Source organism: Muriicola jejuensis (genome assembly GCF_010671595.1).
Lineage (GTDB): Bacteria > Bacteroidota > Bacteroidia > Flavobacteriales > Flavobacteriaceae > Muriicola > Muriicola jejuensis.
In genome coordinates this window covers 544,613-562,249 of sequence record NZ_JAABOP010000002.1, presented here as the reverse complement: position 1 = coordinate 562,249, position 17,637 = coordinate 544,613, and the positions used below count along the sequence as shown (strand labels likewise).

Genomic DNA, 17,637 nt, shown 5'->3' with positions numbered 1-17,637 from the left:
ACGGCTGTAGTGCACTCAGCACCTAATACTTACGCCACTTTTTAGTGATCTCAAAAACGTGTTCCAGGATAGCCGCCTCCTTTTCATCAAAGGTACGTCCCCTCCGGGCCATCATCACTTTGGCAGCTTCAAAGGCTTTCGAGGTCTGATAGGTTGAAAACCCGGTGGCTCCACCCCAGCTGAAACTGGGCACAAAATTCCGCGGGAAACCCGGGGTGTAGATATTACAGTTCACCCCTATCACCGTTCCCGTATTGAACATGGTATTGATGGCGGTCTTGCTGTGGTCGCCCATCATCAGGCCACAGAACTGCAGGCCGGTCTGGTCGAACCGCTCCGTAGCGTAATTCCAAAGTCTCACTTTCGCATAGTTGTTCTTGAGGTTGGAGTTGTTGGAATCCGCCCCAATATTGCACCATTCCCCGAGCACGGAGTTCCCGAGGTACCCGTCATGCCCCTTGCTCGAATACCCGAAGATGACGGAGTTGTTGATCTCCCCACAGACCTTCCCATAGGGTCCTACGGTCGTTGCCCCGTAGATCTTGGCACCCATTTTTACAACGGCGTGTTCACAGAGGGCGAAAGCTCCCCGAATCATATTCCCTTCCATGATCTCAGAATCCTTTCCGAGGTAGATCGGGCCTTCGGTGGCGTTGAGGATACTAAATTCTACCCTGGCCCCTTCCTCCAGGAAAATATTATCAGGCCGGATCACCCGGTTAGAGGCAGGGATAGGAGCGCTTTTCCTCCCTTTTGTGATCAGGTCGAAATCCTGTTGCAGGGCTATTCCATTGAGGGAAAAGATATCCCAGGTATGCGTGATCCTGATGGGTTCCACTTCGCAGGATATCGCCCGCAGTTTCTGTATTTCATCATTGGATCTGGGCGCTGCAGACCGGTACGCCACCAGGGCTTTCTCCCGGAACAGGGCCGTTTCGGGTGGGAGATTCCCAAGGGCAGACACCAGTTCTGCGGAAGGTAAAAATGACGGATCTATAATAAGGTTGTCTGTACCGCTCTTTAAGGGATACTTGATTTGAAGGTATTCCTCTGCCAGGTAAGAAGTTTCGGAACGAAGGTGTCTTTCCCATTTCTCCCTCAGGGTGAGGATCCCGATCCGGATTTCCCCCACCGGCCTGGTAAAGGTAAATGGGAGGAGGGAGGTTCTTACTTCACTGTCGAACAGTACGTAATTCATGCCTGTGAATTTTAATTCAAAAGTAAAAAAATAACGCCCCCGATAAGGATCGGAGGCGTTTGTTTATGATGAACTCCTGTTTTTTCGGACAAGAGTGCGATTTCCCGGAATTACTTCTTGAATTTCTGGTACTTGTTCTTGAACTTGTCGATCCTACCTGCGGTGTCGACCAGTTTGGCCTTCCCGGTGTAGAACGGGTGGGACGTTCTGGAGATCTCCAGCTTTATCAGGGGGTATTCAACCCCGTCCACCTCGAGGGTTTCTTTCGTCTCGGCGGTCGATTTGGTGATGAACACATCCTCATTAGACATGTCCTTGAATGCTACCATTCTGTAATTTTCCGGATGTATACCTTTTTTCATCGCAATACGGTCTTCAATTTTCAGGCTGCAAATGTAATTATTTTTTTTAGCATAGCGCAAAAAGAAGCACAAAATCCTTCTTAAAAATTGTACCTTGGAGGTGTAACAAAATGCTATTTTTATCCACTAACTAGTCAATTAACCATTAAAACAATCAGCGAAATGGAACAAACTCAACCTAAAATTGGAAAATTCTCACTCAATTACGGCCTGATCCTGGGTGCCGTTAGTGTGGTTTTCGGCCTAATGCTCTATTCTATGGATGCCCATACTTCCCAGGACACGAGCAATACCGTGATCGGAATCGTACTGGCAGTAGCCATTGTTATCTGGGCTTTGATCAATTTCAGAAAGGCCAATGGAGGATTGCTATCCCTGGGGCAGGCCATCAAAATGGGGATCGGTATTTGCCTGGTATCCGGTGTAATCTATATTGTATACCTGATCTTACTGGCCAATGTCCTGGATACTGATTTTATTACAAAAATAGCCGAGAACACGAAAGCAGCCGCAGAGGAAGCCGGGGTGATGACAGCAGCCCAGATAGAACAACAATACCAAGGTACGATCGACTATTTCTGGATCTCCTATCCCTTTATCCTGATCGCAAGCGTGATCCAGGGTCTTATAATCGGGTTGATAGGTGGTCTGATCCTTAAAAAATCCTAGATCCTCCATTAAAAGGATTGTTGTATTTTTGAAAGGAAGAAGCAACGATACTCCATGAGCTTATCCATTGTCATTCCTTTACTGAACGAACAAGAGTCCCTCGAGGAATTACACGATTGGATTGCATCGGTGATGCAATCCAATCGTTTTTTATACGAGATCATCTTTATAGATGACGGCAGTACGGACGGGTCCTGGGAGACCATAACCCGCCTGGCGGCCGAACACGAACAGGTAAAAGGTATCCGCTTCCTGAAGAACTTCGGAAAGTCCCAGGCACTGCACGCGGGTTTCAGGCAGGCTACGGGTGATATCGTGATCACCATGGACGCCGACCTCCAGGACAACCCCGAAGAGATCCCCGAACTAGTGAGGCTGATCGAAGAGGGACCGTACGACCTGGTATCCGGCTGGAAAAAGAAACGCTATGATCATGCCCTTACCAAAAACATCCCCTCAAAACTCTTCAACTGGGCGGCCCGAAAGACGTCTGGGGTAAATCTCCACGATTTCAATTGCGGGCTCAAAGCCTTCCGCCGGGAGGTTATCAAGACCATTGAAGTGAGCGGGGAAATGCACCGCTATATCCCGGTACTGGCAAAGAATGCCGGATTTTCGAAAATAGGCGAAAAGGTGGTGCAACACCAGGCCCGTAAATTCGGAAAGACCAAATTTGGGGCAGACCGCTTTATCAACGGATTCCTGGACCTGATCACCATCTGGTTCGTCTCCAAATTCGGGAAAAGGCCCATGCACCTTTTCGGAGCACTGGGGGTCCTTATGTTCATTATTGGCTCCGGATTTGCCCTCTACCTGGGGATCGATAAGCTCTTTATAAACCCCACAGGACGGTTGCTGAGCGAGAGGCCTCAATTCTACATAGCCCTTACTTCTATGATCATTGGCACCCAGTTCTTCCTTGCAGGTTTCCTGGGCGAGATCATGGTGCGGTCCAGAAAGAACGAACCCAGGTATACGATTTCCGGGGAAATCAACCTCGCCCCAAAGGTTCAGGAATATTCTTCTTAAATTTACACGGTTATCCAACGCAGTTTCCATGAATGATATCCTCTCAACCGCCAAGACATGGCTGACCGACTTTTTCGATCCGGCCGTAAAGAAAGAGATTCAGCACCTTATTGAGAACGATCCCGAGGAACTCAAGGATCGCTTCTACAAGAATATGGAATTCGGTACAGGGGGCATGCGCGGGATCATGGGAGCAGGAACCAACAGGATCAACAAATACACCCTGGGCAAGAGCACTCAAGGCCTGAGCAACTACCTACACAAGGTGTATCCCGGGGAGGTATTGAAAGTGGTGATCGCCTATGATTGCCGTCACAACAGCGATACCCTCGCCCGGACCGTTGCCGAAGTATTTTCAGCCAATAAGATTAAGGTATATCTCTTCTCAGAGCTCAGGACCACCCCTGAACTTTCCTTTGCCGTGCGTCATTTGGGATGCCATGCCGGGGTTGTGCTTACAGCCTCCCACAACCCGCCGGAATACAATGGATACAAGGTGTATTGGACCGATGGCGGGCAGATCGTCCCCCCTCAGGACAAGGAGATCATTGGGGAGATCAACCGACTCACGATAGAAGATGTGAAGTTCGAGGCGGATGAGACCTATATTGAACTGATCGATAAGGAGGTCGATGCGGCCTTCATAAAAGCTTCCGTAAAGAACGGGAGCTACAACGCCCCGGGAAAGGATGATTTCTCTATCGTCTTTACCTCCCTGCACGGTACGTCCATCACGGCCATACCCGAAGTACTCGAGAGAGCCGGGTATAAAAAAGTGACTATCATTGAAGAGCAGGCCAAACCGGATGGGGATTTCCCTACCGTGGTCTCCCCTAACCCGGAGGAACCTGAGGCCCTCACCCTGGCCATGAAGAAGGCTGAGGAGATCGGGGCCGATATGGTGGTGGGGACCGACCCGGACAGTGACCGGCTCGGGATCGCCGTTAGGAACCTGGAAGGCGATATGGAATTGCTGAACGGGAACCAGACCATGCTGTTGATGACCAAATTCCTGCTGGATCAGCACAAGAAAAATGGGTTCCGGGGAAATGAGTTCATCGCCTCCACCATCGTATCCACGCCCATGATGCAGGATCTGGCTGCAACCTATGGGGTGGAATGTAAGGTCTCCCTGACCGGCTTTAAATGGATCGCCAAAATGATCGTTGATTTCCCCGACCAGCATTTTATTGGCGGGGGTGAGGAAAGCTTTGGGTTTATGGTAGGGGATTTTGTTCGCGACAAGGATGCCGTGACCTCCACCCTCCTGGCCTGTGAAATTGGCGCCATGGCCAAGGCAGGCGGTAGTTCCTTTTACGAGGAACTGATCAATTGCTATGTCGACTTCGGGTTTTACAAGGAAAAACTGGTCTCTCTTACCAAAAAAGGGATCTCAGGGGCCGAAGAGATCAGGCAAATGATGCAGGACTACAAGGAGAACCCTGTCAAATCCCTGGACGGATCTGAGGTGATCACGGTCGATGATTACAATACTTCCACCTCCACTGACCTGAGATCGGGAAAGGTAACGGCCATAGACCTGCCGAAGTCGAACGTGCTGATCTACACTACAGCAGACGGCACCCGCATGGCAGCAAGGCCCAGCGGTACGGAACCCAAGATCAAATTCTATTTTTCCGTAAATGCCAAACTTAATAAAGCAGGGGATTTCAAAAAGGTCAATGAAGCTCTGGACCAGAAATTGTCCCGCATCCTGCAAGAACTGAACCTGGATTGATGAACTACTTCAGAAAGATCCTGCGCTTTGCCGAGCCTTATAAGAGATATGCATTTCTCAATATCTTTTTTAACATCCTGTATGCCCTGTTCAGTGCCCTTTCTTTTGTGGCTTTGATACCCATGCTGAATGTGCTTTTCGAGCAAACCGACAAGGTATATCGTGAACCGGTCTACACCGGGCTCGGGAGTATCAAGGAATACTTTAATGACTACCTGAGCTACCGCCTTACCGCCTATGCAGAATCGGACAAAATGCAGGCCCTGGTAATTGTGATCGGCCTCGTGCTGGTACTTTTCCTGTTGAAGAACCTATTCAATTACCTGGCCATGTACTTTATCACCTTTTTGAGGAATGGAGTGCTGAAGGATATCCGGAATACGATGTACAGGAAGATCACCGACCTGCCCATCGCCTTTTATTCAGAAAAACGCAAAGGGGATGTGATTGCCCGGATCACCTCGGATGTACTGGAAATACAGCACTCCTTCCTCTCCATCCTGGAACTGCTGGTCAGAGAACCCCTCACCATCCTGTTTACGATTATTTTCATGTTCTCCCTCAGTGCGAAACTGACCATCTTCGTATTTATCTTCATACCTGTAGCAGGGATGATCATCTCCCGCATCGGGAAATCCCTGAAAAAGAAATCGGACCGGGTACAAAAGGAACAGGGCGAATTCCTCTCGATCGTGGAAGAGACCCTGGGGGGGCTGAGGGTGATCAAGGCCTTTAACGCAGAGTCCCGGTTCTATAAAGTATTCAGCGCGTCTACGGAACGCTTTTTCCGATTTTCAAATACCCTTCTGAACAGACAAAACCTAGCCTCCCCAAGCAGTGAGTTCTTAGGGATTGTGGTAATTGGTGTGCTCTTGTGGTTCGGGGGGAAGATGGTGCTGGTAGACAAGACCCTGGATGCATCCTCCTTTATCGCCTACATGGGACTGGCCTATAACATCCTCACCCCGGCCAAGGCTATCAGCAAGGCGTCCTATGGGGTAAAAAAAGGGAATGCTGCCGCAGAGCGTGTCCTGGAGATCCTGGAAACGGAAAACCCCATCAGGGATGCCGAAAACGCCGTTCAGGAACTCGAATTCCAATCGGCCATCACCCTGGAAAATATCTCCTTTAAGTACGAAGAGGATTGGGTCCTTCGGGATTTCAGCCTGGAAGTACCCAAGGGGAAGACCGTGGCCCTGGTAGGGCAATCGGGAAGTGGAAAAAGTACGATCGCCAACCTGGTCACCCGTTTTTACGATGTGGATAAAGGGGAGATCCGCATAGACGGGGTCAATATCAAACAGCTGTCCAAAAAAGTGCTCAGGGGTCTTATGGGACTCGTGACCCAGGAATCCATCCTGTTCAATGATACGGTGCGCAACAACATCGCCCTGGGTAAGGAAAATGCTACGGACGAAGAGATCGCAGAGGCAGCCAGGATCGCCAATGCCCATGAATTCATCACCCAGCTGCCCATGGGATATGACACCAATATAGGGGACAGCGGGAACAAACTGAGCGGGGGACAGAAACAAAGGCTCTCCATCGCACGCGCCGTATTGAAGAATCCGCCTATTATGATCCTGGACGAGGCTACCTCTGCACTCGACACAGAAAGTGAACGCCTGGTACAGGATGCCCTGGAAAAACTGATGGCCAACAGGACTTCTCTGGTCATCGCCCACAGGCTCTCCACCATACAGAAAGCGGATACCATTGTGGTCTTGGAGAAAGGAGAGATCCTGGAGACTGGTACTCATGAAACGCTCATGGCCCGAAAAGGGATCTACCACAAACTGGTGGCTATGCAATCCTTTGATTGAGGATAGGCGCGAACATCCGCGAAATCGGAATTAAAATGGTTAATTTTATCGTTGAACGAGCTGCAGATTAAACCATTGCCGCAAAAAACCGTCTTAGGGAAATAACAGACTAACTTTGATCGCTGAAGAAACCTTAGTTCGAGAACTAAAGCAAAAGGAGACCCAGGCAAAGGCTTTTGAGGTGCTTATCAACACCTATAAGGAACGCCTGTACTGGCACATCCGGAGGATAGTCCTGGACCACGACGATGCCGATGACGTCTTGCAGAATACCTTTATCAAGGTCTTCAGGAATATCGAGAAATTCAAGGGAGACAGCAAATTGTACTCCTGGATGTACCGGATAGGCACCAACGAGGCGCTGAGTTTCCTCAAGAACAAATCAAGGAAACTGGGGGTTAGCAGTGATGAACTGATCGAGCGAAAGGCGGATAACCTTCAGGCGGATGTCTATTTTGAAGGGGATGCCATTCAGTTGAAGTTGCAGCAGGCCATAGCCAGACTGCCTGAGAAACAAAAACTGGTCTTTAATATGAAGTATTACGAAGAAATGAAGTACGAAGAGATCGCTGAAATTCTGGACACCTCTATAGGAGGCCTGAAAGCTTCCTACCACCTGGCCACGAAAAAGATAGAGGCCTTTTTAAAGGCCGATTAAAACACAGACAGAACACATTGTGATACCTGAACCATGAAAGAGATACCTAAAAAGAACAGTTTTAAAACACCCCCGGGATACTTCGAGGGCCTGTCTGACCGCATCCTTAATAAATTGGATGAAGAGGATAAGGCCGTGATGCCTGAGCAGGAAGGGTTTAAGGTGCCTGATGGTTATTTCGAAAAGGTGGAAAAGGAGATCCTGGATAAAACCCTGCAAAAGGAAGCCCGTGTTATCCCCCTGAGAGGCTATAGACCTTATCTGTACGCAGCGGCGGCCATAGCCGTCCTCTTCGTGCTAGTCATAGGCCTGGTCAGGAATACCGATCCCGATCTCTCTTTTGACGATCTGGCGCAGGCTGAGATCACGCGATACATAGAATCACGCGATCTGGAACTCAGTACCTATGAGATCGCCGAAGTATTACCGGTCACAGAGCTTGAAATAGGTGATTTCATGGAGTCAGGGGTGGAAAACCAGGAGATACTCGATTACCTCGAAGATACCATTGACGATTTGGAAGAATTAAATATCGACACACATGAAGAATTTCAGTAAACTCATAACAGTGGTCCTACTCCTCTGTGGCGGCCTGGCCTTTGCCCAGAGCGGGTCGGGTATGGACAAGATCAAATCCCTGAAGATCGCCTTTATCACCGAAAGGCTTAGCCTGACCAGCGATGAGGCTGCCGTATTCTGGCCTGTGTACAACGAACACGAAGATGCCCTGGAAGCCCTTAGGCTAAGAGAAAGGGACGAGATACGCAACAAGCTTCAGAACTTCCGGAGCATGTCTGACCAGCAGATACAAAATCTGATGGATGACTACCTCGAATTACAGGAGGAACGCAACCGCAAGAACACAGCCTTCCTGAAGAGGATGGCGAATCTGATCTCGGCCAGGAAGACCTTCCTGCTGATCAAGGCCGAGGACGATTTCAAGAAAAGGTTGCTGCAACAGATCCGTCAGAGAGGGCAGTAAACCCGATTCGATAAAAAGCAGGAAAAAAGGGGCGATCAGCCCCTTTTTCTATTAAACCCAGGGCCACTTCTTCAGTCTTAGAGATATAACCCATTAAAAAAACCGTTATGAAAAAGCTTAGAATTATTTTGATCATCGCAGCCTTATTCGGTACCCTTAGTGCCGCAAATGCTCAACGAGTAGTAAAGGTATATCCCAGACACGGAACCGTGGTGACCACGATCCACAATCCCAGGCTGGTGATCCATAAAGGGATCCGCTATCACCTTGCGGCCGGTGTATGGTACAAGGCGAGAGGAAGGAATTACATTGTCTGCGCGGCACCCCGGGGGATCGTCATCAATACCCTCCCAAAAGGGCACAGGGTGGTCTATGTAAAGGGACGGAGATACTACGCCTATAAAGGGGTTCATTACCAGAGGTTCGGGAGAACGTACAAGGTTGTATACGTATAATTAGATTTGGGTTGACTTTTAGGAGTCGTTTGTTAGTCGGAAAAGGGCGGACGTTGTCTGCCCTTTTTTTATTGGAAGGATACCCTGGAGATCCTGAACTTCCCGGCGGCATAGGCGACCGTATCACTGACGAACCTGAGGGTATAAAATGGTTCATCCGAAAGTTTCTTCCAGTGCTCTCCCTTGTCCGCCGAATAGGCTATCCCATTATAGGACACAGCAACAATTCCATTCCCTTCACTTCCAGGAACGAATCGGACACAACTCGTATACCCGGGAAGGTTCCCATCCGAGATTAGTTTCCAGGTCCTGCCCCCGTCTTCCGTCAGTGCCTTGTTTGCATCCATGCCGTCCGGCAAGGTGTAATCGCCTCCCATGGCGACCCCTAATTGATCCGAGTAAAAATCCAGGGTATAGATCCCTTGAGTGGGTTCTGTACTGAGAACAGGCGTGGTGAACACCTCCCAGTTCCTGCCTCTGTCCGGGGTGAACCAGATTCGCCCTTCCGTAGTACCTATCCAGGCCTTGTCTCCCACAATTGCAATGTTGGTGTTACTGGCGGCAAAGGCTCCTTCCCCCGGGATCGCATCAGGAAGGTCTGCACAGGCAATCTTCTTCCAGGAAGATCCACCATCCCTGGTAATAAGGAGGGACAAACATCCCCCCATCTCATCTCCGGCGGCCAGACCTTCCTTTTCATTCCAGAACGCCATGGCATCGTAAAAAACACCTTCTTCATCTTCCTTATAGACCAACTCCATGAGGCCACGATTCCCTGTTTTAAAAAGTAGGGCCGGCCTCCCTGCAGACAGCATAAAGAAGTCTGAAGCGGTGTGGCCTACTGCCCGGAATTCAGGATTGAGGGTGTCATAGCGCTGCTGTTTGGCCCTGATCTGGCCGGTATGAAGGTCCACCGTCCCAAAAAATCCACCGGTCCCGGCAAAGGCCACACTTCCCTCCATGACTTCCAGAGCGCGGATACTGACAGAATCCTTGAAGAGATCCTGTATCTCCACCTTGCTGAAAGGTTTTGAGGGGACGGTCTGGGAACAACCGATGATCATCATGGCCAGAGACAAGGTGAGGAAGGCGCGCATACGATATAATTTTACCAAAAATAAAGGGATTCCTCCCCAAAACGATACCTTTGCGGTCTAAATTTTTTCCATGCGCTTACACAGAAATCTGGTCTTTGCAGTAGTTGACGGGTTGAACCTGATCTTCAACGAAGGGGTCTATGCGTCAAAAGCTGTAGAACAGATCCTGAAAAGAGATAAAAGATGGGGCTCGAGAGACCGGAGTTTTATCGCCGAGACCCTGTATGACATCGTGCGCTGGAAGCGATTGTATGCCGAGATCGCAGAAGTGAGGGAACCTTTTGACCGGGCCAATTTTTTTCGACTTTTTGCGGTATGGGCCGTACTCAGGGGTATTCCCCTGCCCTCCTGGAAGCAATTGGAAGAAACCCCTGCCAGGAGGATCAAGGGTCGATTCGACGAACTCTCAAAGATCAGAAAGTACCGGGAGTCCATCCCCGATTGGTTAGATACTCTGGGGCTGGAAGCCTTTGGGGAAGCTTTTTGGGAGAAGGAGATCCACGCCCTCAATGAACCTGCGCCCGTGGTCCTCAGGACCAATACCCTAAAGACCAGCCTGCCATTCCTGAGGAGGCACCTGGTAGATGAGGGCATAGCATCCGACCCTGTTCCCGGATATCCCAATGCCCTTGTGTTGAAAGAGCGAAGCAACGTTTTTACATCCGAGGCCTTCAAGGAAGGACTTTTTGAAGTACAGGACGCTTCCTCCCAACTGGTAGCTCCCATGCTGGATGTGGCCCCCGGTATGCGGGTCATCGATGCCTGTGCGGGGGCGGGAGGTAAATCCCTGCACCTGGCTGCCCTTATGGAGAATAAAGGGCAACTCATCGGGCTGGATATCTACCCCCAGAAGTTACATGAGCTAAAGAGGCGTGCCCGCAGAAATGGGGTGCACAATTTGGAGACCAGGCTCATCGAATCCACAAAGACGATCAAAAAACTTCACGGAACCGCAGACAGGGTCCTCATTGACGCCCCCTGCACGGGTTTGGGAGTGTTGAGGAGGAATCCTGATGCCAAGTGGAAATTGCGGCAGGAGGATCTCGGGACCATTACAGACACCCAAAGGCAGCTCCTCTCAGACTACAGCAAGATGGTCAAACCGGGAGGTAAAATGGTCTATGCCACCTGTTCCATACTTCCTGCTGAGAATTCCGAGCAGGTAGTCCATTTCCTGAAAAGTGCCGAGGGAGCCGACTTCGACCTGGAGAAAGAAAAGCACATTTTCGCCCATACCTCCGGCTTTGACGGATTCTACATCGCACTCCTGCAGAAGAAAGGATAGGGCGCGCCTTTCAAAGTAATGAACAATCTCCCTTGAAAACTGTTAGAAGGGGAGCTCAAAAGCACGCAGATTTAATGTAAATTTGTCGCTTCAAATCATCCTGTTTAAACCTCATACATGATCTATTTTTTCGGGGATCCCGCACACAAGGTATACGCGTTGGAAGTCCAGAGGGAATTAAGTGACCTCGATACGGAAAAACTGAGCTGGCTCTTTGGAGATCAGCCTCTTTTGAAAACGGCGTCCCTCGACGCTTTTTTTGTGGGTCCCAGGGCTGCGATGGTCACTCCCTGGAGCACGAATGCCACGGAGATCACCCAGAATATGGGTATTGAAGGGATCCGAAGGATAGAGGAATTCAACGCGGTTAAGAAGGATTTCAAGGACTATGATCCCATGCTTTCCCAGAAGTACGACGGACTTACCCAGGAGGTCTTCACGATAGCTGTCGAGGTGGAACCCATACGTCCCATTGTAGACATTTCGGCCTACAACGCCTCTGAAGGCCTCGCCCTGAGCGATGAGGAGATCGAATACCTGGAAAATCTCTCTAAAAAACTGGGCAGGCCACTTACGGATTCAGAGGTTTTCGGATTCAGTCAGGTGAATTCCGAGCATTGCCGTCACAAGATCTTTAATGGGGTATTCGTCATTGACGGGAAAGAGAAACCCTCTTCCCTTTTCAAACTCATAAAAAAAACATCCGAAAAGCACCCCAACGGAATCGTCTCTGCTTACAAGGACAACGTGGCCTTTGTCAAAGGTCCCGAGGTCGTGCAGTTCGCCCCTGCGGCGCCGGATAAACCCGACTTCTACCGGGAATCCACCTTTCAGTCCGTGCTTTCTCTGAAAGCCGAGACCCATAATTTCCCGACCACCGTGGAGCCTTTCAACGGGGCTGCTACAGGATCAGGAGGAGAGATCAGGGACCGACTTGCAGGAGGAAAAGGTTCCCTCCCACTTGCCGGAACAGCCGTGTATATGACCTCCTATTCCCGCCTGGAAGAGGGACGGGAATGGGAGAAAGGAGTGAAAGCCAGACGCTGGCTGTACCAGACGCCTATGGACATATTGATCAAGGCGTCTAACGGGGCATCCGACTTCGGGAACAAATTCGGACAGCCCCTGATCGCAGGGTCATTGCTGACCTTCGAGCACGAGGAACACGACAGGGTCCTGGCATTCGACAAGGTCATCATGCTGGCCGGAGGAATAGGCTATGGGAAGGCTTCACAGGCCATTAAAGGGAAACCGAAAAAAGGCGATAAGATCGTGATCCTCGGTGGCGATAACTACCGGATCGGGATGGGAGGAGCCGCAGTTTCGAGCGCGGATACAGGGGAATTCAGTTCCGCCATTGAACTGAATGCCGTACAACGATCAAACCCTGAAATGCAGAAAAGGGCGGCCAATGCCATCCGGGGGCTGGTGGAGAACGACACCAACCCGGTGGTCTCCATTCACGACCATGGAGCCGGGGGGCATCTGAACTGCCTCTCAGAGCTGGTGGAGGAAACAGGCGGACTCATCGATATGGACCAACTCCCCATCGGAGACCCGACCCTTTCCGCCAAAGAGATTATAGGAAACGAATCACAGGAACGGATGGGCCTTGTGATAGGAGAAAAGGATTGCAGCTTTCTGGAACGTATCGCACAGAGGGAACGCGCCCCCATGTACCAGGTAGGTGTGGCCACCGGTGACCGCAGGTTCACCTTCACTTCGGCAAAGAGAAAGGAAAAACCCATGGATCTGGAACTGGCCGACATGTTCGGGAGTTCCCCAAAGACCGTTATGACGGATGAGACCCTGATCCGGAATTACAGCGACCCAACTTACGATTTTGGGAATTTCAAAGAATACCTGACCAATGTCCTCCAACTGGAAGCGGTGGCCTGCAAGGACTGGCTCACAAATAAGGTAGACCGGTGTGTGGGAGGTCGGGTTGCCGTACAGCAATGTACCGGCCCCCTCCAGCTTCCCCTGAACAACGTGGGGGTGATGGCACTGGATTACAAAGGGATAGAGGGTGTTGCCACCTCCATCGGGCATTCTCCCGTCTCGGCGCTTATCGATCCTGTGGCCGGGAGTCGGAACAGCATAGCAGAAGCCTTGACCAATTTGGTCTGGGCACCCCTTGAAAACGGACTCGATTCCGTATCCCTTTCAGCCAACTGGATGTGGCCGTGCCGCAATCCCGGGGAGGACGCCAGGCTTTACGAAGCCGTACAGGCGGTCTCAGACTTTGCCATCGCCCTCGGGATCAATGTGCCCACGGGAAAGGACTCCCTCTCCATGAAACAGAAATACGAGGACATGGAAGTGCTGGCCCCGGGTACGGTGATCATCTCGGCGGTAGCACACTGCAGCGATATCCGGAAGGTAGTGGAACCGGTCCTGCAAGCCAAAGGCGGGGATCTCTATTACCTCAATCTCAGCAAGGATGGCTTTGCCCTGGGGGGTTCCTCCTTTGCACAGAGCCTCAACAAGGTGGGTCAGGAGTCGCCCACCATACAAGATGCCACCTATTTCCGAAAGGCCTTCAACGCCCTTCAGGAACTCATCAGTGATGGTGAAATCCTGGCGGGACACGACGTGGCTTCGGGCGGACTCATCACTACCCTGCTCGAAATGTGCTTTGCAGATAACCAGATCGGAGCGGAACTCGACCTTTCTTCTTTGGGTGAAACAGACACCACCAAATTGCTTTTTGCGGAAACCGCAGGTGTGGTCTTCCAGGCCAGGAGTAAAAAGGCTGCAAAATTCCTGGAAAAACAAGGTATTACATGCCACCGACTGGGATCGGTGATCCGGAAACCGGAACTCAGTATCAGCAACGGGAAAGATATCCTCCAACTGGATGTGTACAAAGAGCGAAGGACCTGGTACAAGACCTCCTATCTGCTCGATGCCAGGCAGACCGCGGGCGACCTGGCCAAAGAGCGGTACGAAAATTTTCAACGCCAACCCCTGATCTACCGTTTTCCCGACCGATTTGACGGCAAACGGCCCCTGAATAACGGCAGCAGGCCCAAGGCGGCCATCCTCAGGGAAAAGGGGAGCAATTCAGAAAGGGAAATGGCCAATGCCATGTACCTCGCAGGTTTTGACGTAAAGGACGTTCACATGACCGACCTGATCGCCGGGAGGGAAACCCTGGAAGATATCCAGTTTATCGGGGCCGTAGGAGGGTTCTCAAATTCCGATGTCCTGGGCAGTGCAAAAGGTTGGGCCGGTGCTTTTAAGTACAATGAAAAGGCCAGGCAGGCCCTGGAGGATTTCTTCTCGAGGCCCGATACCCTATCAGTGGGCATCTGTAATGGTTGCCAGTTGTTTATGGAGCTAGAACTCATCAACCCGGAACACGACCTTCACGGTAAGATGACCTATAACGATTCCCACAAACACGAAAGCGGTTTTACCTCGGTACGCATTGAAAAAAACAACTCGGTCATGCTATCCGCCCTGGCGGGTACCACCCTTGGAGTATGGATCTCTCACGGAGAGGGTAAGTTTTCTCTCCCCTATCCCGCAGACCGGTACGGGATCGTGGCCACTTATGGATATGCCCAATACCCTGCCAATCCCAACGGAAGCGACTATAACACGGCTATGCTTTGCGATCCCTCAGGCAGGCACCTGGTTACCATGCCCCATATTGAGAGGAGTATTTTTCCCTGGAACTGGGCGCATTATCCCGACAGGGATGATGAGGTATCTCCCTGGCTGGAAGCTTTTGTAAATGCTAGAAATTGGTTGTTGAAGCAGTAAGTCGACCTATTTCCAACCTCAAATACACCTTTTTTTCGAAAGTATCTGACCGGAGAAACGGGCCATAATCACAACTATTTGAGAATTTGGCGATTTATAGGCCCCGATTTTGTCGATCCCACTTTAAAATCCCGCTCCCTTTTATTACTTTGCAAAGATCATTAAAGTCTCTCTATGCAAAGCATTACCCGACTCTTCGACATCCCATATTACCAACTTGAGAATTTTCCATCGGAAAACTGCTTTGTGACCAAATATGAGGGGGAATGGACACCTACCTCCACCGAGAGTTACATCCGGCAGGCAAACACCGTGAGCAGGGCCCTGATCAAGCTCGGGGTTGAGGCCAATGACAAGATCGCGGTGATCTCCATGACCAACAGGACGGAATGGAACATCATGGATATTGCCGTCCTGCAGCTTGGGGCCCAGAATGTACCTATATACCCTACCATTTCGGAAGAGGATTATGCCTATATCCTGAACCACTCGGAATCGACCTATTGTTTTGTCTCCTGTGCCGAGGTACTGGACAAAGTACAAAGCATCAAAGATCAGGTCCCTTCACTAAAAGGGATCTATTCCTTCGACAAACTTCCCGGATGCAAACACTGGTCTGAGTTGCTATCCCTGGGGGAAGACACCGTATTGCAGGAGGAGGTGGAATTGAGAAAGAGCAAGGTAAAGCCGGAGGACCTCGCCACCCTGATCTACACCTCAGGAACCACGGGAAGGCCTAAGGGTGTCATGCTCACACATCACAATATTGTTTCGAACCTGCTGGCAAGTCAACCCAGGGTGCCTTTTGAACAGGGCGGTGTGGCCTTGAGCTTTTTGCCGGTTTGCCATATTTTTGAACGGATGATCCTGTACCTCTATCAGTATTGTGGGATCAATGTCTATTTTGCTGAAAATTTGGAAAAGATCAGTGACAACCTGAAAGAGATCAAACCCGATGTAATGACCGTGGTACCCAGGTTGTTGGAAAAGGTCTATGACAAGATCATCGCCAAGGGGGCGGAGCTTACCGGTATCAAGAAAAAACTTTTCTTCTGGGCTGTTGAATTGGGCCTGAAATATCAACCTTATGAGGCCAATGGGTGGTGGTATGAAAAAAGGCTTGGCATTGCGAGGAAATTGATCTTCAGCAAATGGAAGGAAGGGCTCGGGGGGAACCTCAAAACGATGGTCTCCGGAAGCGCGGCCTTGCAACCCCGCCTGGCGCGAATCTTTGGCGCCGTGGGGATACCCGTGATGGAAGGCTATGGCCTTACCGAGACCTCACCGGTGGTATCCGTGAACGACGAGAGGAATGGTGGCTGGAAGATCGGCACCGTGGGCCGGATCATCGAAGGGGTGGAAGTGAAAATAGCCGAAGACGGGGAAATCCTCTGTAAAGGACCCAATGTGATGATGGGGTATTACAAAGATCCCAAAATGACAGGTGAGGTGATCAGGGACGGGTACTTCCACACCGGGGACATAGGAGAGATCGACGAGGATGGATTCCTGAGGATCACCGACCGGAAAAAGGAAATGTTCAAGACCTCAGGCGGGAAATACGTGGCTCCGCAACTGCTCGAGAACCGACTGAAGCAAAGCAGGTTCATCGAACAGGTCATGGTCGTGGGCGAAGGCGAAAAAATGCCCGCCGCACTGATACAGCCCAACTTCGAATTCCTGGGTGAATGGGCTAAAAGGCACAATAAAAAGTATTCTAATCCGGCAGACCTGGTAAATGACCCTGCGGTTCAGGAAAGGATTCAGAAAGAGGTAGACGAAGCGAATGAACACTTTGCGAAATGGGAAAAAGTGAAAGCCTTCAAACTTACCAAAGAACCATGGACCGTTGAAGGCGGGCACCTCACCCCCACCATGAAGCTCAGGCGAAAGATCATCAAGGAGAAATACATCGCCCTCTATAACGATATCTACGGCCATAACTAGCCCATTAAGATCTGCGGTATTCCCCTCCGGCATACAATCCTGTCTTTAAGGTCATCCAGTCGGGTTGATCCCTACTGAGCAGCCCTGAAACCTCTCTTTATTTTCACAAATTTATTATGCGTGCATAATAAATTTGTGTATATTTGTAGGAGATCGTGACCTAATGCAAGAGACAACAATTGATTACGCCCTCAGGGCCACATGGCAGTCAGTGGCCCGGATGTACAACGAGGAGGCCAAAAAATTCGGATCGACCATGGCAGTGGGGTTTGCCCTCCTGAGCATTGATCCCAAAAAAGGAACCCCCTCTACCTCTCTGGGGCCCAAAATGGGAATGGAAGCGACCAGTTTATCTCGAATCCTGAAAAGTATGGAGGAGAAAGGGCTGATCGAACGCAGGCCCAATCCGGACGACGGACGAGGGGTACTCATTTACCTCACTCCTTTCGGCCTCGAAAAAAGGAAAGATTCCAAAGATGTAGTACTCCGGTTTAACGAAGTGGTGAGGGAGCAATTATCGGCGGATCAACTCATAGCTTTCTTTGAGGTCATGGAAACTATCAACCAGGTGGTCTCTGAGAAGAAGATCTTTAAAAACGAATCAACGACGAACTAACTCAACG

General features: G+C 50.4%; 15 protein-coding genes. 12 read left to right on the top strand and 3 right to left on the bottom strand.

Annotated features, from left to right (window positions below; translation table 11 throughout):
* Nucleotides 1-22: 22 nt before the first annotated feature.
* Both GWK09_RS10580 and GWK09_RS10575 read right to left on the bottom strand, forming a co-directional pair.
* Nucleotides 23-1,198: a GlmU family protein gene (locus GWK09_RS10580; protein ID WP_163693362.1), complete on the bottom strand. Its 1,176-nt coding sequence runs from the start codon at nt 1,196-1,198 to the stop codon at nt 23-25.
* A 110-nt stretch (nt 1,199-1,308) separates the two neighbouring features.
* Nucleotides 1,309-1,560: a type B 50S ribosomal protein L31 gene (locus GWK09_RS10575; protein WP_163693361.1), complete on the bottom strand. Its 252-nt coding sequence runs from the start codon at nt 1,558-1,560 to the stop codon at nt 1,309-1,311.
* A 162-nt stretch (nt 1,561-1,722) separates the two neighbouring features.
* Between GWK09_RS10575 and GWK09_RS10570 the strand changes: the two genes are divergently transcribed.
* The 8 genes from GWK09_RS10570 (at nt 1,723) to GWK09_RS10535 (ending at nt 8,914) form a co-directional block, all read left to right on the top strand.
* Nucleotides 1,723-2,229: a DUF4199 domain-containing protein gene (locus GWK09_RS10570; RefSeq protein WP_163693360.1), complete on the top strand. Its 507-nt coding sequence runs from the start codon at nt 1,723-1,725 to the stop codon at nt 2,227-2,229.
* A 54-nt stretch (nt 2,230-2,283) separates the two neighbouring features.
* Nucleotides 2,284-3,258: a glycosyltransferase family 2 protein gene (locus GWK09_RS10565; RefSeq protein WP_163693359.1), complete on the top strand. Its 975-nt coding sequence runs from the start codon at nt 2,284-2,286 to the stop codon at nt 3,256-3,258.
* Between the two features lie 28 nt (nt 3,259-3,286).
* A complete protein-coding gene (locus GWK09_RS10560) occupies nt 3,287-4,996 on the top strand; it encodes a phospho-sugar mutase (RefSeq protein WP_163693358.1) in 1,710 nt (569 codons plus the stop codon).
* A complete protein-coding gene (locus GWK09_RS10555) occupies nt 4,996-6,819 on the top strand; it encodes an ABC transporter ATP-binding protein (protein ID WP_163693357.1) in 1,824 nt (607 codons plus the stop codon). The genes GWK09_RS10560 and GWK09_RS10555 overlap by 1 nt, the downstream gene beginning before the upstream one ends.
* Before the next feature lie 115 nt (nt 6,820-6,934).
* Nucleotides 6,935-7,477 carry an RNA polymerase sigma factor gene (locus GWK09_RS10550; protein ID WP_163693356.1) on the top strand — a complete coding sequence of 181 codons (543 nt, stop codon included), beginning with the start codon at nt 6,935-6,937 and terminating at the stop codon, nt 7,475-7,477.
* Nucleotides 7,478-7,510: 33 nt separating this feature from the next.
* A complete protein-coding gene (locus GWK09_RS10545) occupies nt 7,511-8,035 on the top strand; it encodes a hypothetical protein (protein WP_163693355.1) in 525 nt (174 codons plus the stop codon).
* Nucleotides 8,019-8,459, top strand: coding sequence for a hypothetical protein (locus GWK09_RS10540; RefSeq protein WP_163693354.1), 441 nt, complete (start codon nt 8,019-8,021; stop codon nt 8,457-8,459). The genes GWK09_RS10545 and GWK09_RS10540 overlap by 17 nt, the downstream gene beginning before the upstream one ends.
* 107 nt (nt 8,460-8,566) lie before the next feature.
* Nucleotides 8,567-8,914 carry a DUF6515 family protein gene (locus tag GWK09_RS10535; RefSeq protein ID WP_163693353.1) on the top strand — a complete coding sequence of 116 codons (348 nt, stop codon included), beginning with the start codon at nt 8,567-8,569 and terminating at the stop codon, nt 8,912-8,914.
* Between the two features lie 68 nt (nt 8,915-8,982).
* Here GWK09_RS10535 and GWK09_RS10530 read toward each other — a convergent pair whose 3' ends face one another.
* Complete coding sequence (locus GWK09_RS10530) at nt 8,983-10,011, bottom strand: WD40/YVTN/BNR-like repeat-containing protein (protein ID WP_163693352.1); 1,029 nt, start codon at nt 10,009-10,011, stop codon at nt 8,983-8,985.
* Between the two features lie 70 nt (nt 10,012-10,081).
* Between GWK09_RS10530 and GWK09_RS10525 the strand changes: the two genes are divergently transcribed.
* From GWK09_RS10525 to GWK09_RS10510, 4 genes are all read left to right on the top strand, one after another.
* On the top strand, nt 10,082-11,296 hold the full coding sequence (locus GWK09_RS10525) for an RsmB/NOP family class I SAM-dependent RNA methyltransferase (protein WP_163693351.1): 1,215 nt from the start codon (nt 10,082-10,084) through the stop codon (nt 11,294-11,296).
* 117 nt (nt 11,297-11,413) lie between these two features.
* Nucleotides 11,414-15,067, top strand: coding sequence for a phosphoribosylformylglycinamidine synthase (gene purL / locus GWK09_RS10520; protein WP_163693350.1), 3,654 nt, complete (start codon nt 11,414-11,416; stop codon nt 15,065-15,067).
* A 174-nt stretch (nt 15,068-15,241) separates the two neighbouring features.
* Entirely contained in the window at nt 15,242-17,014 is a 1,773-nt protein-coding gene (locus tag GWK09_RS10515) for an AMP-dependent synthetase/ligase (RefSeq protein ID WP_163693349.1), read from the top strand.
* A gap of 163 nt (nt 17,015-17,177) precedes the next feature.
* Nucleotides 17,178-17,630 carry a MarR family winged helix-turn-helix transcriptional regulator gene (locus GWK09_RS10510; protein WP_163693348.1) on the top strand — a complete coding sequence of 151 codons (453 nt, stop codon included), beginning with the start codon at nt 17,178-17,180 and terminating at the stop codon, nt 17,628-17,630.
* The last annotated feature ends 7 nt before the right edge of the window (nt 17,631-17,637 follow it).